This window comes from Stenotrophomonas sp. Steno-C15 (genome assembly GCF_056393265.1).
In genome coordinates this window covers 162,791-188,315 of the sequence record NZ_JBWJPF010000003.1, presented here as the reverse complement: position 1 = coordinate 188,315, position 25,525 = coordinate 162,791, and the positions used below count along the sequence as shown (strand labels likewise).

Below are 25,525 nucleotides of genomic sequence, written 5' to 3'. Positions count from 1 at the left end.
GGTGCAGCGCAGCAGGATACATCGGGCCCACCTTTACCACTGCCTCTGACGGGTGAACAGAGCCCCTTCCCTGAGAGAGCATTAGTGCGCCGCAGCACAACCATACGCATTCGCATGGTTGCCCCAAGCCAGCTAGAATCGGGATCCCACCCCCGAACCGGTTGCTGTCAGGACCGGACGTTCTCCCTGTTACTGAAGGACCCCGTACCAGATGAAAATCCTCGTCGCATACAAGCGCGTGGTGGACTACAACGTCCGCATTCAGGTCAAGCCGGACGGTTCCGGCGTGGTCACCGATGGCGTCAAGCTGTCTCCCAATCCTTTCGATGAAATCGCCCTGGAAGAAGCCCTGCGCCTGCGCGACAAGGGCATCGCCACGGAGGTGGTGGTGGCCACCATCGCCCCGGCCGACGCCCAGGCGCATCTGCGCAACGGCCTGGCCATGGGCGCCAACCGTGCCGTGCACGTGGTCACCGACCAGGCCATCCAGCCGCTGACCGCCGCGCGCACCCTGCTCAAGCTGGTCGAGAAGGAGCAGCCGGACCTGGTGATCCTCGGCAAGCAGGCCATCGACGATGACGCCAACCAGACCGGGCAGATGCTGGCCACGCTCTGGGGCCGCCCGCAGGCGACCTTCGCCAGCAAGCTGGACATCGCCGATGGCAAGGCCACGGTGACCCGTGAGGTCGACGCCGGCCTGGAAACACTGGAAGTGGATCTGCCGGCGGTCGTCACCACCGACCTGCGCCTGAACGAGCCGCGCTTCATCAAGCTGCCGGACATCATGAAGGCCAAGGCCAAGCCGCTGGAAACCCTGCATCTGGCCGACCTCGGCGTTGAAGCCGCCGACACCTTCAAGACCACCCGGTACGCTGCGCCGTCCAAGCGCAGCAAGGGTGTAATGGTCAAGGACGCGGCCGAACTGGTGGCCGCACTCAAGCAGAAGGGGTTGCTGTAATGAGCAAGATTCTCGTCATCGCCGAGCACCACGACGGCAAGCTCAACGCCGCCACCGCCAAGACCGTCAGCGCCGCCGCTGCCATCAGCGGTGCCAGCATCGACGTGCTGGTGCTGGCCGCCGATCCGACGGCCGTCGCCGCCGAGGCCGCCAGGATCGCCGGCGTCGCCAAGGTCCTGACCGTGGCCAACGCCGCCAACGCACAGGCCCTGGCCCAGGTGCTGGCGCCGCAGATCGCACAGCTGGCCAAGGGCTACAGCCACGTGTTCGGCCCGTCCACCACCTTCGGCAAGGACCTGATGCCGTGCGTGGCCGCCCTGCTGGGTGTCAACCAGGTCTCCGACCTGATGGCCGTGGAAGGCAGCCACACTTTCAAGCGCCCGATCTACGCCGGCAACGCCATCATCACTGTGGAGGCCCCGGCCGACCAGGTCGTGGTCGCCACCGTGCGTGCCGCGTCGTGGCCGGAAGCCGCGCAGGGCGGCAGCGCTGCCATCGAAGCGGCCAGCGTGGATGCGGCACTGCCGACCCACACCCGTTTCGTCGGCCTGGCCGCCGGTGCCAGCGACCGTCCGGACCTGCAGAGCGCCAAGCGCGTGGTCTCCGGTGGCCGTGGTGTCGGCTCGGAAGAGAACTTCAAGGTCGTCTTCCAGCTGGCCGACAAGCTAGGCGCCGCCGTCGGCGCCTCGCGCGCCGCCGTCGATGCCGGCTACGTGCCCAGCGACCTGCAGGTCGGCCAGACCGGCAAGATCATCGCGCCGGAGCTGTACGTGGCCGTCGGCATCAGCGGTGCGATCCAGCACCTGACCGGCATCAAGGATGCCGGCACGATCGTGGCGATCAACAAGGACGGCGATGCGCCGATCTTCGAGATTGCCGATATCGGCCTGGTCGGGGATCTGTTCACGATCCTGCCCGAACTCGAGGCCGCGCTGGGCTGAGCGCCCGCCCGGGGTGCCGCGTAATCAACAGGTTACGCGGCATTCCCTTCCTTCTGGGCCCCGCAGGGACGCTGGCCTGGCTCACCCGTCCTTGCAGTGCCTGTCGCTATAATCCGGGGTCAACCCGTGTAAGGACTGCATTGATGACGCTCCCGTGTTTCAAGGCCTATGACATCCGTGGCCGCGTTCCGGATGAACTGGATGAACGCCTTGCCCGCCGCATCGGCGCCGGCACTGCCGCGTTGCTGGGCCCGGGACCGGTGGTGGTGGGACACGATATCCGCCTGAGCAGCCCCGCCCTCCTGCAGGCCGCCATCGAAGGCCTGACCGCCAGCGGCCGCGATGTCATCGACATCGGCATGTGCGGTACCGAGGAGGTCTATTTCCAGACCTTCCACCGCAAGGCCGCCGGCGGCATCATGGTCACCGCCAGCCACAACCCGATGGACTACAACGGGATGAAGCTGGTGCGCGAGGAGTCCAAGCCGATCAGCGGCGATACCGGCCTGTTCGACATCCGCGACTTCGCCGCCTCGGAGGCGCCGCTGGGAACCGGCCAGGGCGAGGTCCGCCAGGACACCGACAAGTCCGCCTACATCCAGCACCTGCTGGGCTACGTCGACGTGGCCGGCCTGAAGCCGCTGAAGATCGTCACCAACCCCGGCAACGGTGGCGCTGGCCTGGTGATCGACGAACTGGCGCCGCACCTGCCGTTCGAGTTCATCCGCATCCAGCACGAGGCCGATGGCAGTTTCCCGAATGGCATCCCCAATCCGCTGCTGCCGGAGAACCGTGCGGCAACGCGCGATGCCGTGCGCGCGCACGGTGCCGATTTCGGCATCGCCTGGGACGGCGATTTCGATCGCTGCTTCTTCTTCGACGCCGACGGCAACTTCATCGAGGGCTACTACCTGGTCGGGCTGCTGGCGACGGCACTGCTGGCCCGCCAGGCGGGCGGCAAGATCATCCACGACCCGCGCCTGACCTGGAACACCGTGGAAATGGTCGAGCAGGCCGGCGGCGTGCCGATCATGAGCAAGACCGGGCATGCGTTCATCAAGGAGCGCATGCGTGCCGAAGATGCCATCTACGGCGGCGAGATGAGCGCCCACCATTACTTCCGCGAGTTCGCCTACTGCGACTCGGGCATGATCCCGTGGCTGCTGATCGCGCAGCTGGTTTCCACGACCGGCAAGTCACTGGGCGAGCTGGTGGCCGATCGCATGAAGGCCTATCCGTGCAGCGGCGAGATCAACTTCCGTGTTGACGATGCCAAGGCGACCGTGGCGCGCGTGCTGGCGCATTTCCAGCAACAGCAGCCGGTACTGGACCATACCGATGGCGTCAGTGCGGATTTCGCCGACTGGCGCTTCAACCTGCGCAGCTCCAACACCGAGCCGCTGCTGCGCCTGAACATCGAAACCCGTGGCGATGACGCCCTGCTGCGCGAACGCATCGCCGAGCTGACCGCCCTGATCGGCGGCACGCCGGCAAACCATTAACCGAAGGACGCACCATGAATCCCATCGTTCCCGTCATTCTTTCCGGCGGCTCTGGCACGCGTCTGTGGCCGCTGTCGCGCGAAGCGTATCCGAAGCAGTTCCTGCCGCTGGTCGGCAACGACACGATGCTGCAGGCGACCTGGAAGCGCGTTGCGTCGATTGCCGGCGCGGCACCGATCGTGGTCGCCAACCAGGAACACCGTTTCATGGCGGCCGAGCAGCTGCGCGAATGCAAGGTGCTGCCGCAGGCGCTGATCCTCGAGCCGGTCGGCCGCAACACCGCGCCGGCGATCGCCATCGCCGCGCTGCAGGCACTGTCGGCCGGCGATGACGCGCTGCTGCTGGTGCTGCCGTCGGACCACGTGGTCCGCAACGAGGCGGCGTTCCATGCCGCGGTCAAGCAGGCCGCCGTCGCGGCCGAATCCGGCAAGCTGGTCACCTTCGGCATCGTGCCGACGGCGCCGGAGACCGGCTACGGCTACATCAAGGCCGCCACGGGTGAAGGCGTGCGTGCCGTCGACCGCTTCGTCGAGAAGCCCGACCTGGCTACCGCCGAACAGTACGTGGCATCCGGCGAGTACTTCTGGAACAGCGGCATGTTCCTGTTCAAGGCCTCGCGCTACCTGAAGGAACTGGAGACGCTGCAGCCGGCGATCCTCGCCGCCTGCCGCAATGCGCTCGACAAGGCCGCACGCGACAACGACTTCATCCGCCTCGACGCCGAGGCCTTCGCTGCCAGCCCGAACGACTCGATCGACTACGCGGTGATGGAAAAGACCGCCGATGCCGCCGTGGTACCGCTCGACGCGGAATGGAATGACGTCGGCTCGTGGTCGGCATTGTGGGAAGTGTCCGACAAGGATGCCGACGGCAACGCCTGCCATGGCGATGTCATCGCCCTGGACTGCAAGGACAGCTATGCCTATGGCAACCGCCTGATCGCGATGGTCGGCCTGCAGGACGTGGTGGTCGTGGAGACCGACGACGCCGTGTTCGTCGGCCACAAGGACCGCGTGCAGGACGTCAAGGAGATTGTCGGCCGGATCAAGCGTGAGGGCCGCAGTGAAGCTGCCGCGCACCGCAAGGTGTACCGTCCGTGGGGCGCCTACGATTCCATCGACAACGGCGACCGCTTCCAGGTCAAGCGCATCACCGTCAAGCCTGGCGCGACCCTCAGCCTGCAGATGCATCACCACCGCGCCGAGCACTGGATCGTGGTCAGCGGCACGGCCGAGGTGACCCGGGGCGACGAGGTCATCCTGCTGTCGGAAAACCAGAGCACGTACATCCCGCTGGGCGTCACCCATCGCCTGAAGAACCCGGGCAAGCTGCCGCTGGAGTTGATCGAAGTGCAGTCGGGCAGCTACCTGGGCGAGGACGATATCGTTCGTTTCGAAGACCAGTACGGCCGCGCGGGAGGCTGATCGGTGAGTGCTTCGGGTGCCGGCCGTTCGAGGCCGTTGTGTGTTGATCTGGACGGCACCCTGCTGCGCAGTGACCTGTTGTACGAGACCTTCCTGAGGATGCTGGCACGGCAGCCCTGGATGCTGTTCGTGCTGCCGTTCTGGCTGCTGCGTGGCAAGGCGCACCTGAAGCACCAGCTGGCAGTGCACGGTGCCGGCGATCCGGCACTGCTGCCGTACGACCCGCGCGTGGTCGAACTGCTGCGGACCAGCAGTGATCGCAGGCGGGTCCTGTGCACGGCATCGGACGCCGCACTGGTGGAGCCGATCGCGCGCCATCTGGGCGTGTTCGACGACGTGTTCTGCAGCGATGGACACACCAATCTTGCCGGCCATCGCAAGGCCGATCTGCTGGTGGAGCAGTTCGGCGAGCGCGGTTTCGACTACATGGGCAACGCGCGGGTCGATCTGGCCATCTGGAAGCACGCGCATTCGGCCTGGGTGGTCAACGCCAGTGCCGGTGTCGCCCGCGCTGCGGCGCACTGTTCGGAGCTTGCCGCCCACTGGCCCCGCGAAGGCGGCGGCCCACGCGCCTGGCTCAAGGCGATGCGTGTCCACCAGTGGCTGAAGAACGTGCTGGTATTCGTGCCATTGCTGGCGAGTCATCGTTTCCTGGAGCTGGAGACCACGCTCAACGCGGTGCTGGCGTTCATCGCCTTCGGGCTGTGCGCATCCGGCGTGTATCTGTTCAATGATCTGCTGGACCTCGACTCGGACCGGCAGCATCCGCGCAAGCGCAAGCGCCCGTTCGCCTGTGGCCGGCTGGATCTGCGTTCGGGGCTGCTGGCCACGCCGGTACTGACCCTGGCCGGCTTCCTGCTGGCGGCCATTGTCGCCCCTGCATTCCTGCTGGTACTGGCCATCTATTTCTGCCTCACCCTGGCCTATTCCCTGCGGATGAAGCAGGTGGTGATGATCGATGTGGTGATGCTGGCCGCGCTCTACACCATCCGCATCGTCGGCGGTGCCGCGGCAATCGACGTCACGCTTTCGTTCTGGCTGCTGACCTTCTCGATGTTCATCTTCCTCAGCCTGGCCATGCTCAAGCGCTACACCGAACTGCGCATGACGCTGGCCAGCGGCAAGGAGAAGCCCAGCGGGCGTGGCTACCACGTCGAGGACCTGGGACTGGTACAGGCCCTGGGTACCGCGTCGGGCATGGCGTCGGTACTGGTGCTGTGCCTGTACATCAACGCGCCGGAAAGCCAGGAGCTCTACGGGCATCCGCTGTTCCTGTGGCTGCTGTGCCCGGTCCTGCTCTACTGGATCTGCCGCACCTGGCTGCTGGCCCACCGTGGACAGATGCACGACGACCCGGTCGTGTTCGCAGTGAAGGATCCCGGCAGCCTGATCACGGTGCTGGTGGGTGGCCTGTCGGTACTGGCGGCGATCTGACTCAGGCACATCACGGCTGCGCCACCGGCGCGCAGCCCGTCATTCGAGCGCGGGGAATGACGGTGCCAGCGCTGCCCGCAGGCAGCGCTGGCAACCCGGCCAGGTGGGATCAGGCCGGACGCTCGGACCCGGTACGATCCAGCAGCATGGCTTCCTGCAGGTCGTAGAAGCGCCGCAGCGGATAGGCCTGCAGTGCCTGTGCGCGTACCTCGGCACGGCTTGCCGCATCGCGGCTGGCCATCAGGCGCAGCATCGCTGCCGCCAGTGCCGGTGCATCACCGACCGGCACCACTTCGCCATTGCCGGTGTTCTGCACGATGGTGCGCACGCCCGGCAGGTTCGACGCGATCACCCGTGAACCACTGAGCATCGCCTCCAGCTGCACCATGCCGAACGCTTCATAGCGGTTGACGCTGGGCAGTACCAGCACATCGAGCTGCGCATAGAACGCCTGCAGTTCCTGTTCGCTGACGCGACCGCGCACGTCCACCGCATCCCCCAGCGCGGCGATGCTGCCGTGGATGGCATCCATGATGCCGCCGCCGGCGATGTTGTGGGTATCGCCGACCAGCACCAGGCGGACACGGTCGCCATGCAGGGCATGGACCTGGCTGAAGGCGTCCAGCAGGACAGGCAGGCCTTTCTCGGCGACGAAGCGGCCCACGAAACCAAAGCGGAACACCCCGTCGGTGCTCGCCGGGCGATCCTGCCAGGGCATCGCCTTCATCGGTGCCAGCACTTCATGCTGCTTGTGGCGGATGCCGGACAGCCAGGCCGAGGAGCTGGCGTAATCGTGGGTGAGCACCCCGACATCACGGGCGCGCCGCGTGGCCAGCCAGCAGGACACACGGGTCACGTTCACCGCCAGCCGGTCCAGCAGTCCACCGACCACGGCCATGTCGCACTGGTAGTTCACCACCAGCTTGCGGGCGGGGACCAGCAATGACAGCAGGCCCGATTCCAGCATCGGCATATGCAGGTTGACCACATCATGCTGCCGCGCCAGTCGGCGGAACCAGGTGATGAACTTCCAGCTCAGGACGCCTTTGTGCATGCGGGCGAACACCGGTGCGCGCACCACGCGCACGCCGTTGATGGTCTCTTCCACCGGCAGGGATGCATCGTGCTGGGTGGTGAGCACGGTGACCTCGTGGCGATGGGACAGGTCCTCGGCGAGCATCCGCGCGAATTCAGTCACCCCGCTCATGTAGGGCGTGTAGTAGGTCAGGACGATCAGGATCTTCATGCTCAGCTCGCGCTCACCAGGACCACGCCCAGCACGATCAGGCCGATGCCGGCCATCCGCAGTGGACCGATGTGCTCGCCCAGGAACAGCACGGCAAGCACCGGTGTCACTACGTAGGTCAGGGCGATCATCGGCTGCAGCTTGGTCAGTGGCATGTACTTGAGCAGCACCACCCACGACACCAGCGGGATCATCTGCAGGATGAAGCCGGTCACCAGTGGCAGGTTGAACGCGGACGTCAGCATCGGCAGGATGCCGTCGGAATAGGTGACACGCCCTGCCCCGACCTTCAGCAGGACGGTTCCACAGGCGCCGAGGATGACCAGGCCGAAGACGATCAGGAGTTGCATGGGAGACCTCTCGCGCCGTGGCCGTGGCCCGACGCTGTTCGATGGATGATTGCGAAGACCGTCATTCTGCCGGCTCGGCAGGCACGCCGCAGCTGATGCGGGCGTGGGACACGTTGGCGAACAGAGGCCGGGGATCGGTTGATAGACCCAACGCCTGCGGCGACGCAACCGGCCAATCCGGCGCGAGGACGACCACCGAGCTGCCGCCGGCCAGCGACAAACTGACCTCGCCCTGGTGCCCGTCGACGGTTGCTGCTTCCACACCGTTGACGGTCACATGGATACGTCCCTCGGCGGGTGGCTGCAGCAGATCCAGATCAACCTGCAGTCGTGCGCCCGCACATCCTTTGGGCACGAAGGTTTCAAGGCTGAAGGCGCCGCGGGTCCAGCAGTGATCCTGTTCGCAGGTGTGCCAGCCCGTACCCGCCTGGGCCAGCGGCAACTGACCGGACTGCAGCGAGAACAATGCGAATGTGGGATCTTCCAGGAGCGGGGCAGTACCCGGCGGCAGCGCTGGGCCCGTCCCGGGCTGCCTGAGTACCAGCAGCCAATCGGGTGATTCGGCACCGCGCAGGCTGTCATTGAACAGGGCATCGCTGTACCCCACCGGAGCGTCGCCACGGTCGGCAATGCGCGCGCGCACCCCGCGCCGATGCAGCTCCAGCACAGCAAAGTCCTGCTTGACGTAGCGCTCCGGCCCGTTGACCCCGGACGTGTCGATGACAACCTCATCTCCCTTCTGCGGCAGCCTGATCGCTTCCGAGAGGGCATGGGTGATACCCGAAGGCACATGCGAGACCAGGATCGATCGCGAACGCACGGCGTAGGCCGCCGACAGCGCCCCCAGCGTCGCCATCAGCAGCAGTACCACACCTGTGCGGCCGCGACGGCGCGCATGGCGCAGCAGAAGCCAGCTCAACAGCGCCACCCATGCCGGCCCGAGCACCTGCACCAGCTTGTGCTCGCCGTACTGATAGCCATGGCTCTGCACATAGGCAACCAGCACCATGCTGGCTGCCAGCAAGCCGACGAAGAACCGCCAGCGTCCTTCCCGGATGGAAAGCCATGCAGTGGACGCCATCAGCACCAGCCCGAGCATGATGGCTTCCGGATTCACGGCAGGTTCGCCGGTCATCAACAGGCCGGCGAAGGGAGCCGACAGCCACCAACCCCAGAAGGGCTGCCGGATGTACCAGCTGGGCCACGACGACTGCGCGACGATGCCACTGACCTGGGCATAGGATGCCATCAGCTCGGGCAGCATCCGGTTGAGGACGATCGCGCAGGCCAGCATCGCCAGCAGGCCGCCCAGCAGGAACACCCGCCAGGAACGCAGCCACATGGCCGTCACCAGTACGGCCAGGGCCACGATCATGCACGCATGCACCGCCGCTTCGCCGTATGCCATGCCGGTACAGCCCGCAGCTGCACCCAGCATGATCCACTTTGCACCCAGCGACTGCATCGGCGTAAGTGCCCACAGCACGATCATCATCAGCAGGGCGCCCGCCATTGCCGTACCGATGTTCTCGTTGACCACCGCAAGCATCATGCCGGTACCCAGCATGCACAGCACCGCCAGCAGGAAGGCCACCGCGGTTCCCCGCGGCCAGCGACGCGCGCCGCCGAAGCGGCCTGCCATCGAGGGCAGCATGCCGAGCACCGGGAACAGTGCGGCGGTGCCGATCATCGCCCGCACCTGGTTCGGGCCTGCCTCCGGCACGAAGCTGGACGCCAGTGCCAACAGGCTGTACGCCCCATTGCGCTGCACGATGCAGCCGTTGCCGATGAACTGCATGCCCTGACCGCATTGCCCCAGCGCCCACTCGCGGGCCACCGTGGCCTGCTCGACCCAGAGCGGGTGTTGCATGGCCCATTTGGCACCGCCGTAGAAGAACACCAGATCATGGTTGGTGCCTTCAAGCATCCACAGATGCCGGGAAGCGAACATGAGATTCCACCATGCGACCAGCAGAACGCCCGCAAGCAGACTGATGGTGAACGCCCAGATCGACGCATGGGCGAGCGGATCGGCGAAGCCACGGCGAAGCGCCACGAGGGCTCCCACGGCCCCGCTGATCAGGAAACAGGGAAACACCACGTAGCCGGGCAGCCACGCATTGGCATTCATCAGCAGGGCCAGTACGCACACGCTCGCAAGCAGCAACGCCTGGACCGGCCCGATCCGCCGCAGATGCGGGCTCACGCGGATGCCGGCGACGGCCAGCAGGGTCGAGCTGCCGATGACAGCAAGACACATCGCCAATACCGGCGCAATCAGTTGCCAGACATAATGCACTGCGTGTTCTCCCTGCACTGAAGGCGGGATCCGCCGAAGCGGACCCCGCGCTCTTTCAGGCCTCCGCGCGGGCCTGGTACATCCAACGAAGCGTCTCGCCCAGATCGAAGTCCGGCAATGACCCGACCGCGGCCCGCAGCTTGCCGTTGTCACCACGCAGCGACTTGACCTCGTTGGCGCGGACGAAGGCGGGATTCACTTTCACTTCGATGTCACGGCCAGAGATGCCACGCATGCGTTCGATGACCTCATGCAGCGAATGCTCCTGGCCGGAGCAGACGTTGTAGGTCTGGCCATTGCCCGGCAGTGCCAGCAGGCCTTCGTAGGCAGCGGCCACGCCCCGCACGTCATTGAAATCGCGCGAGACATCGGTGTTGCCCAGCTCGATCACATCGGCACCGCGGCGGAAGTGCGCCACGATCTTCGGGATCAGGAACTTCTCGTCCTGGCCCACGCCGGTGTAGTTGAATGGACGCACCAGGGTCAGCGGAAGCTGATCGATCCACAGCGCCGCCATGGCCTCCATCGCCATCTTGCTGACCGCGTAGTCGTTCTGCGGCGAAAGCGGCGCCTGCTCGTCGAGCACGCCGGACGCGTTGCCGTAGACATTGGCACTGCTGGCCAGCAGTACATTGCTCGGCGCCTCGTCCAGAGACGCCAGCGCTTCCAGCAGATTGCGCGTACCCACCACGTTGACCCGGTAGATCTCGTCGGCATCACCGTGGGCGACGAACGAGATCGCAGCCAGATGGACCACGCGCTGCGGACGCACTCTGGCGACGTGCTGCTTGAGCGCAGCACGGTCGAGCAGATTGACCGATGTTGAGGTGTCGCCGGAATGCAGATCATGCACATCGCAACCGGCAGCACGCAGGCGCTCGATCACGTAGCGCCCGGTGAACCCGGACGCCCCCGTGACCAGCACGCGCTGGCCTGACAACTCAGAACGAGAAGCCACGCTCGTTCCTCTTGAGGTCAGCCTCGACCATCATCTGGCACAGCTGTTCCAGGCTGGTCTGCGGCTTCCAGCCAAGGATGCGCTCGGCCTTTTCCGGGTTGCCGATCAGCAGATCGACTTCGGCCGGGCGGTGGAACTTCGGATTGATGCGCATCACGGTCTTGCCGGTGGCGGTGTCCACCGCGACTTCGTCCACGTCCTTGCCCTTGAACTCGACATCGATGCCGGCGCCCTTGAACGCCATCGCCACGAAGTCGCGCACGGTCTCGGTACGGTTGGTGGCCAGCACGAAGGTGTCCGGCTGCTCGGCCTGCAGCATGCGCCACATGCCTTCCACGTATTCCTTGGCGAAGCCCCAGTCACGCTTGGCGTCCAGGTTGCCCAGTTCCAGGACGTCCAGCTGGCCCAGCTTGATCTTGGCAACCGAGTCGGTGATCTTGCGGGTCACGAACTCGCGCCCGCGCAGCGGGCTTTCGTGGTTGAACAGGATGCCGCTGGAACCGAAGATGTCGTAGCTCTCGCGGTAGTTGACGGTGATCCAGTGCGCGTAGAGCTTGGCCACGCCGTACGGGCTGCGCGGGTAGAACGGGGTGTCCTCCACCTGCGGCACGGCCTGCACCTTGCCGAACATTTCCGAGGTCGACGCCTGGTAGAAGCGGATCTTCGGATTGACCAGGCGGATCGCTTCCAGCAGGTTCAGTGCACCCACGCCGGTGATCTGCGCGGTGGTGGTCGGCTGGTCGAAGCTGACGCCGACGAAGCTCTGTGCGGCCAGGTTGTAGATCTCGTCCGGCTGGATCTTCTGCACCATCGCCAGCGACGTGCCGAGGTCGGTCAGGTCGTACTCCACCAGGTGCAGGTTCGGGTGGTTGGTCACGCCCAGCTCATCCAGGCGCCAGAAATTGACCGAGCTGGTGCGGCGGTAGGTGCCGTGCACTTCATAGCCCTTCTCCAGCAGCAGCTGGGTGAGATAGGCGCCGTCCTGACCCGTGATGCCTGTGATGATTGCCTTCTTCATTGCTTCTCGTCCTGATGATTGAGTGTATTTGCAGCCAGAACCTGCCGACGCGTGCGGAGGATCTGTCGAGCCATGGAGTCCAGACGGCGGGCCAGCGCAGGATACCGGTGTTCGGCGCGCCATTGTGCGGCACGCTGCTGCACTTCGGCCAACACTGGATCGCCGTCACGGCTGGCACGCAGCAGTTGCCGCAGACCGGCCGCAAGATCGGCCGGGGAGGTCCCGGGCAGACGGTGAACGACGTCGCCGACGTTGTCGAAGATCGCCAGCGGCGTGACGGCCACCGGGCGGCCTGAGGCCAGCCCGTAGCGGACTGCCGCGCTGGAGGATTCGCCGGTGCCCTGGTATGGGAACACCACCACATCGGCCTGCACCAGCTCCTGCATGCTCTCCTGGTCACGCAGGAAACGGGTCACCATCCGCACACGCGACTGCAGGCCGTGCTGCACGACGCGCGCCACCGCCTGGTCGATCTGCTGCCGCGAGACATCCACTGGATATTCGGCATTGATCATCGCCAGTTCGACGTCCACGCCCTGGGCGACCATCAACGCAACAGCGTCGATCAGTTCCAGCAACCCCTTGTGCGGCAGGAAGAATCCGTAGGAAACGACGCGCAGCCGTGCACCCGTGTTTGCCGCCGCCGGCTCAGCCGGTTCCAGGATGCCGTGCGGGAACATCGCGGTGTTGCGCTCCACGCCGATGTCCTTGAGACGGTTGAGGTCGTGTATGGAGTGCACCAGCACGCGATCGCAGCCGGCCAGTGCCGGCCCCAGGTCGCGCAGCCGCTTGCGCGGATTCTCCGCGGCATCAACGGTTGCATGCATCATCACGATCAGGCCCCTGCCGGCCGCCTGCTGCCGCTCAAGGAAGGCCGAGAAAGCGGGGAAGTCAAAGAAGCCGTACTGGAACTGGATGATCAGCGTGTCCAGCTTCAGACGCTCGATCTGCTGTTCCAGCCGCTCAAGCATGTCGCCTTCGCCCTGCCGCCAGCAGCGGACAACCTCTGGCCCATCGCGGAACGTGCGGTCATCGGCCTCGGCCGCCAGGATCGCCACCGGTGTTCCGCCGCTCTCCACGAGATAGCTGGCGTAACTGGCCACGCCGCAGCGCGTATTCCAGGTCGTGATCCAGCCGATGCGCGCATCGGGCAGCGTCGGCTGCGCCGCGAACGCGCGTACGTCCTGCTCCAGTCTCCGCGCGGCATCGGACCACGTGAAGCGCGACTTCAGAAGTCGCCGCGCGGCCTCGACCTTGTCCCGCACACGCGCCGGATCGGCGCCGTGCACCTCACGCATTGCGGCGGCCAGCGCGTCGACATCGGGTTCGGCCCAGACCGAATTGCGCAGATTGAAGTGGGTCTGCGCCGGGACGAAGCGGTAATCCACCATCCAGGCGGTTTCTTCGCTGCAGAAATCCAGCTGCCCCCCCCAGTTGGTGGTGATCACCGGCAGGCCGCCCAGCATCGCTTCGGCCAATGGCAGGCCAAAGCCTTCAGCCCGGCTCGGCGCCAGCAGCGCGTTGCAGCTCGCGTACAGATGCTTGAGCTGGGCGTCGCTCACATCCTCCTCGATGATGTGCACCTCCGGATAATCGGGGTTGTCACGGCGGGCGTCAGCCAGCCAGCGATGCACTTCATTGTGCGGATTGGCGAAGGTCTTGATGACGAGGCTGACATCGTCGGCGGCGCTGAACGCCTTGCCATAGGCCAGAAGCATCGCGTCAACGCCCTTGCGCGGGAAGCACGAGGACACGTGGAGGAAGCGGAACCCCCTGCCCGGCACGGGATACGTCGCATCGGCAACAATCTGCTCCCAGTGATCCACGCCGTTCCAGCAGACGCCAAGGGGAACCGACACGCCGTTGTCCACCATGATCTTCTCGACATGATGCGAAACGCAGGAGATCCCCTGCAGGCTGTCATTGAACTCCTCGACCCACTCCTGCGGAAAACCGCTCTCCTCCCACGGATAGGCGTGCAGCAGATTCATCCTTGCGCGTGCATCGGCAACCCGTGGCGGATACAACAGTCGGCTGGTCACCTCGGCCTGGTCGACCGGAATCGCGGCGACGGCAGCATGCAGCGCCGCCACGCGCGGATTGCGCGCAAGGAACTGCGGTGACGGATCGAAATCACCCGGGCCTTCGGTCGAATGCAGACCCACGTGGTGGCCACGGTCGGCCAATGCTTCCGCGAGGCAACGGTTCACCAGGGCCAGGCTGTAGCTGCTGTCGAATGGCCCTTCCACGCGCCAGGACAGCGACGCGGGCAGTTCACCGCCGCGTGCGAGCGCCTCGTTGGCCGCCATTCCGGAGGAGATCAGCGCTGCCGCCTGCTGCAGTTCGAAGGGTTCCGGCTCGCAGCCGACGTCCAGCCCACCCACCGCCTGGACCAGGGTACGGTAGCCGGCGTCGAGTGCAGGCGACGCGGCCACCCAGCGGCGATCGCGTGGCGCACGACGCGATGCGACCGCTTCCATGGCCTGCAGCGCGGCCTTGGCCGAATTGTCCCACGAGAACTTCGCCGCCTGTCGGGGAGCATGGGCACGCAGGGAATCGGCGAATGCGGTGTCGGTCAGAACCTTCTGCATGGAGCGGGCGATCGAAGCAGGCTCCGTTGGATCGAACAACGCATCTTCACGACCGATCACCTCGGGGATGCTGGTCGTGCCCGAGCCAATGGTCGGTGCTCCGCAGGACATGGCCTCCAGCGCGGGCAGGCCAAAGCCTTCATGCAACGAGGGGAACACGAAGGCCGCCGTCGCGCTGTACAGCGCAATCAGCTCTTCGTCGGTGATATAGCCGGTGAACACCACCTGGTTGCTCACGCCGAGCTGCGCTGCCAGCACATCGAAATTGCGGCGGTCGTGCTCGGACACTTTGCCGGCGATGACCAGCTGCGTCGACGCACGTACGGCCGGATCCATCAGGGAGAATGCCCGCAGCAGACCCTCTGCATTCTTGCGCGGCTCCATTGCCCCGCTGTACATCACGTAGCGGCCACGCAGGCCGAAGCGCTCGCGGAACAGGGTCTGCTCGCGTTCGCCGATGGCCATCGGCACGAAGTGCGGCGAGATTGCCGAGGAGATGTTGACCACACGCGCCGGATCGATATCCAACGCCTGCAATGCCTCCTGCCGCGCGTGCTGGGAGATCGACAGCAGCAGGTCGGCGCGCTTGAGCGACTCGACCTTGTCCATGTACCAGGACCGGACCCAGTCCGATGCCAGATAGACGTCGGGATTGAGCAGCGGAATCAGGTCATAAAGGGTCAGCGCAGTCGCCGCCCGTACGCCCGGCAACTTGCCGATCGAGCCGACCGCACCGCCCTGGGAACCTTCGAACAGGCTGGATACGTGGATGAAGTCGGGCTGGAGGCCATCCAGGAACGCTTCCCACATCAGCTCGGATGCACCACGCCGCCACGCATCCGCGGCGTTCGGCCAGCCTACCCGGCTGAAGGTATCGAACTGACGGATCCGTTCCTGCGGGACCAGGCCATCCAGGGCCTGGCGGATGTCGCCGATGCCATCGGGGAAGGTGCCGTTGACCGCCACCCAGATCTCATGGTCGCCCGCATTGCGGGCCATCGCTTGCGCCAGCGAGGTCGAATAGCGCCCGATGCCCCGGAATCGGCTCTCGGTCTGTGCACCCTGCAGATCAATCAGCACTCTCATCGGGCAGCCCTTTCATTCCTTGAACGCTTCAGGTCTTCCAGCACGCGCCGGGCCCGTCGATCCAGATGGACGACAGTGACTTCGTGCTCGTTGCCCTCCATTGCAGCCAATCGCGCCCGCTCGATCTCGAACAGCTGTTCGCTGATGGCGATCTTCTGCAGGCGCTGGTGAAGGAAGGGAATGCGCGTAACCAGGGGCTTGGCCAGGCGTCGCAGCCACGGTGCGGCCATGGCGACCTTCAGCGCGCGCACGACCGCCGGCCGCAGCGCACGTTTCATGCGGCCCAGCACGCTGGACGACAGGCGTCGGCGCACGGCCCGGAACGGCCGCGTGAGCTGCCACGAACGGCTGCGTTCGATCGCATCCAGCTGCGCGCGCACCTGCTCATGCGCCAACCACCAGCGATGGGCCTCGTGCTTGCCCTTGGTGACCTGCTCAGTCAGCTCATGCAGTTCGGCCAGCGCCTTCCTGTCGAGCAGGCTGCGCTCACGCTCATGCTTGCTCACCAGTTCCCGCTGGGCCACTGCCATCGCACGGACCGCGCCCTCGTGCTCGCTGCGCAGCCTTTCCATTGCCCGGGCGTTGTGCTCGGTTGCCTCGGCGGATTCTTCCTGCGCCCGCTGCAGTGCCGCGTCCAGATCCTGGATCCGCTCGTTCAGTTCGACCTCGCGTCGATCCGCCAGCGTCTGCAGTTCGTGATAGGCCAGGTTGATCTGCGAGCAGAACTGCGAGCCCGAACTCAGACTGAAATCATCGAACACATTGGGTCCGCTCTCGAATGCCGCATCCAGTTCGGGATGCTGCGCACTGGCGTAGAACCGGTTGAGGCCGTCGAAATAGACGAACCGGTACCCCTTGTCGAGCAGGATCGGTTCCCAGCTCTGGTGGGATTGTTCCGAACTCAGCGGACGCGTGCTTTCCACCACGACCAGCCAGGGCAAGCGGGTATCGCGCTGCCAGCCGCGCAGCACCAGTTCCTCGGCGCCCTCGACGTCGACCTTCAACCAGTGGATGTCGGTGGCTGGCACCTGCTCCAGCACGGTGTCCAGCGTCAGCGCCGGCACACGCACGTCGGAGACGTTGAAGCCCGCCTCCCGATGTTCGGCAGCGATGGCCGGATCCGTGGTGCTCAGGCCGGTATCGGCGATGTTGAAGAACTGCAGTATCCCGGGTTGATCGCTTACGGCAACCTGCAGCACCACCTCATCCGGCCGGCGATCGCGCAGCAGGTTGGCATACTGCGGCGTGGGCTCCACGTGCACACCGCGCCAGCCATGCTCGTAGAACATCCGGCTTACCGAGTCGGTATCGGGGCTCTGTGCGCCCACATCGACATAGCAGCCATTGACCACATGTGACAGCGCGCGCCAGAGCATGACGTCTTCGAAATTCTGCGCGTAGGAAATCAGCTTTGACATGGTTGTCCGTCAGTCCGCCTGCACACCATCGGCCGATGCGCGGCTGCGTTCGACGCTGAAGGCAGCATCGAGCCAGTTCGATCCGATGAACGTGGTCCTGTCGGCATTCATCACGTCGAACACCAGCAGGTTGTCCACCCACTCGAAGTTGTCGACCATGTGCGTTTCGGTGCTGACCAGCGCCGGCGACACCGAGTAGGAACCCGGGCCCAGCGTACAGGTGAAGTCCAGGTGGTAGACCACCTGTTCTCCGCCCCGTACATCTCGCTGGACCTGACCGGTATGCCAGGTATTGCTGCCCCAGATGATGTGGCCCTGCTTGTCGCGCAGCATGAACCCCAGTACCAGGCTGGGCAGGTCGGCACTGACCTGTGCCTTCAGTTCAAGCCGGAGCTTCTGGCCAACGGTTGCCAGCTTGACCTCCTGGCTGCTTTCGCCATCGAGCAGTCGCAGCGATTCCACGCGGGCCTGGCCGGTCCCGCTCCGGGTAGTCACCCAGCCGGATTTGCCACGGCGCTGCTCGACCGCAAGCGTCTCGTTTTCCTTCTTCGCGATCAGCGCGTTGTAGAAATCGATGACCTCGTCCGGCTCGCCATCCTTCAGCACTCGTCCCTTGTCCAGCAGGATCGCGCGGTCGCACAGTGCCTTCACGTCGCTGAGGCTGTGCGAGACCAGCATGATCGACGTGCCCTCCTCGCGGAAGCGACGCATGCGGTCGAAGCTCTTGTGCTGGAAGTAGCTGTCGCCGACCGACAGGGCCTCGTCGACGATCAGCAGGTCCGGGGTGAATGCAGTGGCGACGGCAAACGCCACGCGCACCTGCATGCCGCTGGAATAGGTACGCACGGGCTGGTCGAAGTACTCGCCCACTTCGGCGAAGGCCTCGATCTCCGGCATCGCGGCTTCGATCTGCTCCTGCGAGTAGCCCATCAGGCCTGCGGAGTGGAACGCGTTCTGGCGACCGGTGAGGTCGGGGTTGAAGCCCATGCCCAGCTCGAGAATCGCCGCAACGCGGCCGGTCCGCGTCACCTGGCCCTCGGTGGGCTGGGCGGTTCCGGTGATGAGCTTGAGCAGGGTGCTCTTGCCCGCGCCGTTCTGGCCGATCACGCCCACGGCTTCGCCGGGCGCGATGGTGAAAGACACATTGCGCAGCACCCAGTTCTCTTCCTTGGGCCGCGTCGGCACACCGAACCAGCGGGCCGCGCGCAGCCACTCACTCGTCCAGACACGATACGCCTTGCCGACGTTGTCGACCTTCAGTTCACCACTCATAGCGCATCCACCATTTCCGGGCTGGCACGACGGAACATCACCAGCGAAGCCAATGCCAGCACCACCGTGGCGATCATCAGCCACAACAGGTCACCCCAGACCGGCGGCTTGTCGAACAGCAGCACGTTCTGGTAGCTGGTAACCAGCGGCAGCAACGGGTTGAGCCGGAAGATGGCCTGCACGCGCTCGGGCAGAATGGTGATGTGGTAGACGATGGGGGTCAGCCAGAACAATGCCTGCAGGACCACCGGGACGACCTGGCCGATATCGCGCATGAACACGTTGAGCACGCCCAGCAGCAGGCCCAGCGCCATCGAGAAACTCAGCGTCAGCAGCATCAGCGCCGGCAGCCACAGGGCCTCGGCAGTTGGCATGTGGCCCATCACCGCGAACACCGCGAAGATCGCCACCAGCAGCAGCACGTTGTTGACCAGCATCGTGCCACCGGCGATGAACGGCAGGCAGATGCGGGGGAACGACATCTTCTTCATCAGGTTGCCGCTGTCGACGAACAGGTTCACCGACTTGCCGATGGTCTCGGAGAACATCGTCCAGCACAGGGTGCCGGACATCAGGTACAGCGCGTAACCGTACTTGTCATCGATGCCCGGCAGCTTGGCGGCCAGCACCTCGGACAGGATCGTGGCGAAGATCAGCACCTGCATCAGCGGGTGGATGATCATCCACAGGGCGCCCAGGCGGCTGCGGATGAAGCGCAGCCGCAGCTCGTTCTTGATCGAGGAAAAAATGAAATAGCGGTAGTTCCACAGGGCTTTCAGCATACCCAGCATGTCCAATCCTCGTGCCCGGTGGTGGTGGTTCTTGGGTTCATCGGTCGTGTCGTTCCAAAGACTGCAATCGAGCGCGCATGGCCGTTGCGGCGGCCTGCAGGCTCATGGTTTCCAGGATGTCGCTGCGTGCCTGCACGCCGATCCGCTGCGCCAGGCCCGGTTCACGGGCGAGCCGGCGCATCCACGCTGCCGCGGCCGGCACGTCGGCCTCGGCCCAGGTGCCGCCATCGGCGAAGGGATACTCCCCAGGGCGGATCGGCACCGTGCGGAACGGCACCAGGCAGCTGTTGCCCTCGTTCATGAAATCGAGATTGCCCGACCAGGCGGTGGCGATCACCGGCTTGCCACGGGCCATGCTCTCGGCCAGTCCGAGCCCCAGCCCCTCCGCGCGGTGCAGCGAGACATAGGCATCGGCGGTTTCCTGCAGCGCGTGCAGCTGCGCGTCGTCGAGCACCTGGTCGCGTACCAGGATGCGCGGATCGCCGGCAGCCTGCTGCATCAGCTCGCGCAGCCGCTGCGGATGGCGGAAGCCGTTGCTGCACTTCATCACCAGTTGCACGTTGTCCGGTGCACCATCGAAGGCCGCGCGGAACGCCGCCAGCACCGCCCACGGATTCTTGCGGTGGATCGACGAATTGAAGTCGAAGCTGCACAGGAACACGAACGCGTCGTCGTCCAGGCCGAAGCTGGACCGGGCCAGGTCCGCGCCGGGCTGCGGCACGATCGGATGCGGAATGCGCACTACCGGCTTGCCGGTCGCGCGCCGGAAGGCATCCTCGACGAAGCGGGTGGAGACCCAGACTTCGTCGACCTGCTCCAGCGTTCGCTGCCATGCGGCCGGCACGGTATCCAGTTCCCAGAACCAGAACGCGATGGTGTAGGTATCGCGCGGCAGGCGGGGCGCCAGTTCACCGAACAGGTCCGGATTCACGAATACCAGGTTGAATGGATACGGCGCGCCCCGTCCAAGCTGACCGGACAGGCTGTGGTCATTGCACGCGTGCGGGATGCGGAGGGCGGCATCGTTCACCGCAACCGGATATCCCTCACCCAGCAGGGCCCGGGCATACATCCGTGCCGTCTGCCCCAGGCCGAACTGGCCGTGGATGTAGCCGTACAGATTGACGCCCGGCCCCAGGGTGGGGTCGGTCGGCGGGAAGACCAGCGTTTCACCGCGCGCGTCGCCAGCGGCCGGTGCGGGCAGCTTGGGGAAACGTGCCTGCTCCAGTCCGCAGGCAAGCCACCAACGGCGCAGCCCGCCCAGGCGGGCGCGCAGGGCGTGGACGATGCGACGTGGCGCCCGCCTCCCTCCCCTGCTTTCGTCGTTGCTGGCCATGGTGCGGCTCAACCCAGCGCCCGTTCCAGGTCCAGCTGCAGGTCGCCCAGGTCTTCCACCCCCACGCTCAGGCGCACCAGCGCATCGCTGATGCCCAGCTGCTCGCGGCGCGCGACCGGGATCGACGCATGGGTCATCACGGCAGGATGGTTGACCAGGCTCTCCACGCCGCCGAGCGATTCGGCCAGGGTGAACAGCTCGGTCTTCTCGCAGAAGCGCTTGGCCGCCTCGAAACCGCCCTTGAGGACGATCGAGACGATGCCGCCGTAGCCGCCCATCTGGCGGGTCGCCAGGTCATGCTGCGGGTGCGAGGCCAGGCCGGGGTAGATCACCTTGTCCACCGCCGGGTGCTTTTCCAGCCATTGGGCCAGGGCCAGCGCATTGGCGCAGTGCGCCTTCATGCGCAGCGGCAGGGTCTTCAGGCCGCGCAGAGCCAGGAAGCTGTCGAACGGCCCCTGCACGCCCCCCACCGAGTTCTGCAGGAACGCCATCTGCTCGGCCAGTTCGGCGTTGTCGCCGACCACGACCATGCCGCCGACCATGTCCGAATGCCCGTTGAGGTACTTGGTGGCCGAGTGCAGGACCAGGTCCGCCCCCAGTTCCAGCGGACGCTGCAGCATCGGTGAGGCGAATGTGTTGTCCACCACCACGATCAGGCCATGGCGCTTGGCGATGGCGGCGACCGCAGCGATGTCCACGATCTTCAGCATCGGGTTGGTCGGGGTTTCGATCCATACCATGCGCGTGGCCGGCGTGATCGCAGCCTCGAACGCGGCCAGGTCGGTCAGATCGACGAAGCTGAAGTCCAGCCCGGCGGTACGACGGCGCACGCGCTCGAACAGGCGGAAGCTGCCGCCATAGATGTCATCCATCGCCACCACGTGGCTGCCGGCGTCCAGCAGTTCGATCACGGTCGAGCTGGCGGCCATGCCGGAAGCAAAGGCGAAACCGCGGGTTCCCCCCTCCAGCGAGGCGACGCAGCGCTCATAGGCAAAGCGGGTCGGATTGTGCGTACGCGAGTATTCGAAGCCCTGGTGCTCGCCCGGGCTGGACTGCGCATAGGTCGAGGTGGCGTAGATCGGCGGCATCACCGCACCGGTGCTCGGATCGGGCGACTGGCCGCCGTGGATGGCCAGGGTGGCCAGGGCGAGCGCGCGATCCTGGGAAGAAGCGTTGGACATGTTGATTCCTGATGGGCACCGGTGGACGGTGCCGTCGAAGGAGCGGAAGTCTATCAGCGCGGCCTTAACAACCTTTGACGCGAATAAACGTGAATTCAGCTGCGATCGTCTGCGATCTTCGCGTTACTGAACGCGACGCCGCAGGTAGTTGAGCAGATCGATCCGGGTGATCAGGCCGAGGAAGGCATTGCCGTCCATGACGATCGCCACCTGGCCACGATCGAACACGGGCAGCAGGGCTTCGATCGGCGACTTCACGTCCAGCCGGTCCAGCTTGCTGACCATGGCCGTGGCCACCGGATCCCGGAAGCGCGCCTCGTCGCCGTAGACATGCAGCAGTACGTCGCTTTCATCGACGATGCCGACCAGCTGGTCGCCCTCCATCACCGGGAGCTGCGAGACGTCGTACAGCTTCATCCGCTGGTAGGCGGTGGTCAACAGATCATTCGGGCCGATCACGACGGTGTCGCGCTGGCCGTACGGGCGCAGGATCAGGTCGCGCAGGTCGCCGTGCTGCGGGCGCTCGAGGAAGCCGTTGTCCAGCATCCAGTAGTCGTTGTACATCTTCGACAGGTACTTGTTGCCGGTGTCGCACACCAGCACCAGCACCTTCTTCGGCGTGGTCTGCTCGCGGCAGTACTTCAGTGCGGCGGCGAGCAGGGTACCCGTGGAGGAGCCACCGAGGATGCCTTCCTTGCCCAGCAGTTCGCGTGCGGTGTGGAAGCTCTCGGCGTCGCTGATGGCATAGGCCTTGGTGACACGGCTGAAATCGGAGATCGAGGGCAGGAAATCCTCGCCGATGCCTTCCACCAGCCAGCTGCCCGACTTGTCATTGAGCACGCCATCGTTGATGTACTCGGCCAGGATCGACCCGACCGGGTCGGCCAGCACCAGCTCGGTCTTCGGCGACAGCGTGGCGAAGGCGCGCGACAGGCCGGTCATGGTGCCCGAGCTGCCGCAGCCGAACACGATGGCGTCCAGATCGCCGCCCATCTGCTCCAGGATCTCCGGGCCGGTGCCGAATTCGTGGGCGGCCGGATTGTCGGGGTTGCCGAACTGGTTGATGAAGTAGGCGCCCGGCGTCTGCTCGGCGATGGTCTTTGCCAGATCCTGGTAGTACTCCGGGTGGCCCTTGGCCACGTCCGAGCGGGTCAGACGCACTTCAGCGCCCATCGCCTTCAGATTGAAGATCTTTTCCCGGCTCATCTTGTCGGGAACGACCAGGATCAACTTGTAGCCCTTCTGCTGGGCGACCAGGGCCAGGCCCAGTCCGGTGTTGCCCGCGGTGCCCTCGACCAGCGTCGCGCCCGGCTTCAGGTCCCCGCGCTTCTCCGCTGCCTCGATCATCGACAGGCCGATGCGATCCTTGATCGATCCACCCGGGTTGGCGTTCTCGAGCTTCAGATAGAGCTCGCAGACACCGGTGTCCAGGCGCTGGGCCTTGACGATCGGGGTCTGGCCAATGAGTTCGAGGACGGAAGAATGGATGGGCATTCGCAGGACTTTCGGTTCGCGCCACACAGGGCCGGACAGATGATTATCCGACGGATGGCGCTGAAAGTCAGGTCAGTCCGGGCATGGGCGCGACGCTGCCGGAAAAGGGATGCGGACGGCCCCGGATCGACGAGGAGACCGGTACCGTCCGCATCGATGAGACAGGGACGTGCGGGCCAAGGCACCACCGCCTGTGGTGCCTTGGCGCGGCCGCCGTCATCGGCGGTACCGCGACGCCAGGGCGCGAGCGCCTGGCCGGGCCTTCTGTGGCCGGATCACGCCGTTCCGGGCGTGACGAGGTGCGTCACAGCGTGGCGGACGTCGTTGGGAGCGGTGTTTCGTACATTCGCAGAAGTCGTTGCTTGGCCAGCAGCTTCTCACGCTTCATGCGACCCAGGGTGACATCATCGATCGGGAGTACACCCAACTCCGCGTCCATGCACTTCTTGTTCAACTTGCGGTGCTGGTCATGGAGTGCCCTGAACTCCGGATCACGCGCGCGACGTGCGTCGATCTCGCTCTGGGGCTGATCTTCAAACATGATGGACCTCCTTCGACAGATACGCGAACGCCCCGGCCGCAAGGCACGGGGCGTTGTTCATGGAGGAGCGCCGTTCGATGGCTGCATGGGTGCGCACAACGACCTGCGGCACTGGCCTGCGCACGTCGGTCTGCTGCGGTTCGCGCCCTGCTTGCATCGGCCCGGCCCTCCCATCGTCCGGTCCGCGGCATTGCGTCCCGGACGATTGACCCTACGCCTGCTCCGGGCGGGGTACAAGACCCCTGCGACAAAAAGACCGAACCCCGCCGGGGCGGGGTTCAGGCTGAATGCTCAACGCAACGAAAAACAAACAATATCAATCAATTACGGGGCGATGATGACCTCGGCCGAGCGCGCCCGGGTCGACGCCGCCTTCTTGCCGCTGATCTGGATGCGGTTGCTGGCGACACCGCCCGCCACCAGTGCATCACGCAGGGCCTCGGCGCGCTTCTGCCCGACGCCGTTGGCGCTGTCGTAGGCCTCGATGCGCAGCCGGCCCTTCTTGCCGATGTTCAGGTACTCGGCCAACGCCTTGGCCTGGTTGCGCGCCCCGGCGGACAGACTGGAGCCGCCCGCTCCGAAAGCATCACCGGCGAAGGTGAAGACCTCGCCGCGTCCGTCGAACTTCGAGCCCGGCAGCTTCTGCCCGGACACCAGCTCGGCCTCCTCGCGGGCCAGTTTCGCCGCATTCTGCTGGGCCGCGCTCAATCGCTGCTGCTGCTTGCCGGCCACGCTGGTCAGCGCGTTCTCGGCGTCCTGCCGCGCCAGCGTCTCGGCCTCGGCAGCCTGACGCAGGCGTTCGGCTTCCTCGGCCTGCATCTGCGCCTGCATGCGCAGCTGTTCGGCCTCCTGGCGGGCGCGGGCGGCATCGCGGCGGCTCGCCTCGATCAGCAGGTCACTGCGGGTCCGCTCGAGCCGATCGACCTCACGGGCGGCCAGGGCCGCGCGTACGGCGGTCTCGGCGATCTCGACCCGGCGCTGGGCCAGGTAGGTCGCCAACTCCTGGTCGCGGCGCTTGGCCTTGTCCAGGGTGGCAATGGCCTGCTGGGCCTGCATGCGCTCGAAGGCGCCCAGTTCGGCGGTGTCCGGATTGGCCTGGATGGCCATCAGGCGCTGGCTCAGCTGGGCCACCACGGGGTTGTCGGCCGCCAGGGCAAGGGTCGGCAGAGCCAGCAGTACGGCCAGGGTTGCGGCGTTCACGGGTTTCACCGGCGGTCCTCCCCGGTCGAGAGCTGGCGCTGCAGCTGGTTGACCTCGTTGCGGCGCAGCTGCAGCTGCGCGGTGGCAGTGGCCTCCTCGCTGCGGGCGCGGGCCAGGTCGGCATCGGCCGCCGCGCGCAGGGCCATGGCCGGGGCGTTCTTGCGTTCGCGGCGATCGCCAGCGGCGCGCTGCGCCTGCTCCAGGCCCTGCCGGGCCAGATCGATCAGGTCCGGGGCGTACTGGTCGGCATCGGCCTGGGTGGCCTTGTCCACCGCCTGCCGGGCCTGGGCCAGTTCCAGCGCACCGTCCTGCGCCCAGGCGGGGGCAGACAGTGCGAATGCAAACGCCATCACATACAGGCCGTGGCGCATTCGTGCGAAGCTAGGTCGTTTCATTGGGGAGGCCGTACCGGTTGTCGGTTCACGGCCATTGTCGTCAAGCCAGCGCCGTGCTTGCAACGGGCGCCGGCAGTTTCGTTGGGGAAA

General features: G+C 65.7%; 20 protein-coding genes. 5 read left to right on the top strand and 15 right to left on the bottom strand.

Translation table 11 applies throughout. From position 1 onward, the window contains the following. Positions 1-211 precede the first annotated feature (211 nt). The 5 genes from AC06FB_RS04380 to AC06FB_RS04360 all read left to right on the top strand — a co-directional run bounded on the left by AC06FB_RS04380 (position 212) and on the right by AC06FB_RS04360 (position 6,259). On the top strand, positions 212-958 hold the full coding sequence (locus AC06FB_RS04380; RefSeq protein WP_478053421.1) for an electron transfer flavoprotein subunit beta/FixA family protein: 747 nt from the start codon (positions 212-214) through the stop codon (positions 956-958). Then, positions 958-1,899, top strand: coding sequence for an electron transfer flavoprotein subunit alpha/FixB family protein (locus AC06FB_RS04375; RefSeq protein ID WP_065182502.1), 942 nt, complete (start codon positions 958-960; stop codon positions 1,897-1,899). The genes AC06FB_RS04380 and AC06FB_RS04375 overlap by 1 nt, the downstream gene beginning before the upstream one ends. 143 nt (positions 1,900-2,042) lie before the next feature. After that, positions 2,043-3,401 (top strand): phosphohexomutase domain-containing protein, encoded by a 1,359-nt coding sequence (locus AC06FB_RS04370; protein ID WP_053516973.1) that lies wholly within the window; start codon positions 2,043-2,045, stop codon positions 3,399-3,401. A gap of 14 nt (positions 3,402-3,415) precedes the next feature. After that, positions 3,416-4,825, top strand: coding sequence for a mannose-1-phosphate guanylyltransferase/mannose-6-phosphate isomerase (locus tag AC06FB_RS04365; RefSeq protein WP_065175349.1), 1,410 nt, complete (start codon positions 3,416-3,418; stop codon positions 4,823-4,825). A gap of 3 nt (positions 4,826-4,828) precedes the next feature. Beyond that, positions 4,829-6,259 (top strand): UbiA family prenyltransferase, encoded by a 1,431-nt coding sequence (locus AC06FB_RS04360; protein WP_197572361.1) that lies wholly within the window; start codon positions 4,829-4,831, stop codon positions 6,257-6,259. A 109-nt stretch (positions 6,260-6,368) separates the two neighbouring features. Here the strand turns inward: AC06FB_RS04360 and AC06FB_RS04355 are convergent, their stop codons facing one another. From AC06FB_RS04355 to AC06FB_RS04285, 15 genes are all read right to left on the bottom strand, one after another. Then, positions 6,369-7,505, bottom strand: a complete 1,137-nt coding sequence (locus tag AC06FB_RS04355; protein WP_478053420.1) for a glycosyltransferase family 4 protein — start codon at positions 7,503-7,505, stop codon at positions 6,369-6,371. Between the two features lie 2 nt (positions 7,506-7,507). Continuing rightward, complete coding sequence (locus AC06FB_RS04350) at positions 7,508-7,855, bottom strand: EamA family transporter (protein ID WP_065182504.1); 348 nt, start codon at positions 7,853-7,855, stop codon at positions 7,508-7,510. 61 nt (positions 7,856-7,916) lie between these two features. Further along, a complete protein-coding gene (locus tag AC06FB_RS04345) occupies positions 7,917-10,115 on the bottom strand; it encodes a hypothetical protein (RefSeq protein ID WP_065175351.1) in 2,199 nt (732 codons plus the stop codon). A 94-nt stretch (positions 10,116-10,209) separates the two neighbouring features. Next, a complete protein-coding gene (locus AC06FB_RS04340) occupies positions 10,210-11,112 on the bottom strand; it encodes a GDP-mannose 4,6-dehydratase (protein WP_277381375.1) in 903 nt (300 codons plus the stop codon). Beyond that, positions 11,096-12,130: a GDP-mannose 4,6-dehydratase gene (gene gmd / locus AC06FB_RS04335; RefSeq protein ID WP_053516980.1), complete on the bottom strand. Its 1,035-nt coding sequence runs from the start codon at positions 12,128-12,130 to the stop codon at positions 11,096-11,098. The genes AC06FB_RS04340 and gmd overlap by 17 nt, the downstream gene beginning before the upstream one ends. Next, on the bottom strand, positions 12,127-15,807 hold the full coding sequence (locus AC06FB_RS04330; RefSeq protein ID WP_478053419.1) for a glycosyltransferase: 3,681 nt from the start codon (positions 15,805-15,807) through the stop codon (positions 12,127-12,129). The genes gmd and AC06FB_RS04330 overlap by 4 nt, the downstream gene beginning before the upstream one ends. Further along, complete coding sequence (locus tag AC06FB_RS04325; RefSeq protein ID WP_111186691.1) at positions 15,804-17,225, bottom strand: FkbM family methyltransferase; 1,422 nt, start codon at positions 17,223-17,225, stop codon at positions 15,804-15,806. The genes AC06FB_RS04330 and AC06FB_RS04325 overlap by 4 nt, the downstream gene beginning before the upstream one ends. Positions 17,226-17,234: 9 nt before the next feature. Continuing rightward, positions 17,235-18,497: an ABC transporter ATP-binding protein gene (locus tag AC06FB_RS04320; protein WP_053516984.1), complete on the bottom strand. Its 1,263-nt coding sequence runs from the start codon at positions 18,495-18,497 to the stop codon at positions 17,235-17,237. Then, a complete protein-coding gene (locus AC06FB_RS04315) occupies positions 18,494-19,288 on the bottom strand; it encodes an ABC transporter permease (protein WP_111186692.1) in 795 nt (264 codons plus the stop codon). Before AC06FB_RS04315 ends, AC06FB_RS04320 begins: the two co-directional genes overlap by 4 nt. 37 nt (positions 19,289-19,325) lie before the next feature. Next, positions 19,326-20,624, bottom strand: a complete 1,299-nt coding sequence (locus AC06FB_RS04310) for a glycosyltransferase family 4 protein (RefSeq protein ID WP_478053418.1) — start codon at positions 20,622-20,624, stop codon at positions 19,326-19,328. An 8-nt stretch (positions 20,625-20,632) separates the two neighbouring features. Beyond that, positions 20,633-21,805 (bottom strand): cystathionine gamma-synthase, encoded by a 1,173-nt coding sequence (locus AC06FB_RS04305; RefSeq protein ID WP_065175355.1) that lies wholly within the window; start codon positions 21,803-21,805, stop codon positions 20,633-20,635. Positions 21,806-21,928: 123 nt separating this feature from the next. Continuing rightward, a complete protein-coding gene (locus AC06FB_RS04300) occupies positions 21,929-23,299 on the bottom strand; it encodes a pyridoxal-phosphate dependent enzyme (protein WP_053516986.1) in 1,371 nt (456 codons plus the stop codon). 304 nt (positions 23,300-23,603) lie between these two features. Then, a complete protein-coding gene (locus AC06FB_RS04295) occupies positions 23,604-23,840 on the bottom strand; it encodes an HP1242/YdcH family protein (protein WP_053516987.1) in 237 nt (78 codons plus the stop codon). A gap of 324 nt (positions 23,841-24,164) precedes the next feature. Then, the gene (locus tag AC06FB_RS04290) at positions 24,165-25,049 is read right to left on the bottom strand and encodes an OmpA family protein (protein WP_053516988.1); all 885 of its coding nucleotides are present in this window, start codon (positions 25,047-25,049) and stop codon (positions 24,165-24,167) included. Further along, complete coding sequence (locus AC06FB_RS04285) at positions 25,046-25,411, bottom strand: DUF4398 domain-containing protein (protein ID WP_053516990.1); 366 nt, start codon at positions 25,409-25,411, stop codon at positions 25,046-25,048. Before AC06FB_RS04285 ends, AC06FB_RS04290 begins: the two co-directional genes overlap by 4 nt. Between the last annotated feature and the right edge of the window lie 114 nt (positions 25,412-25,525).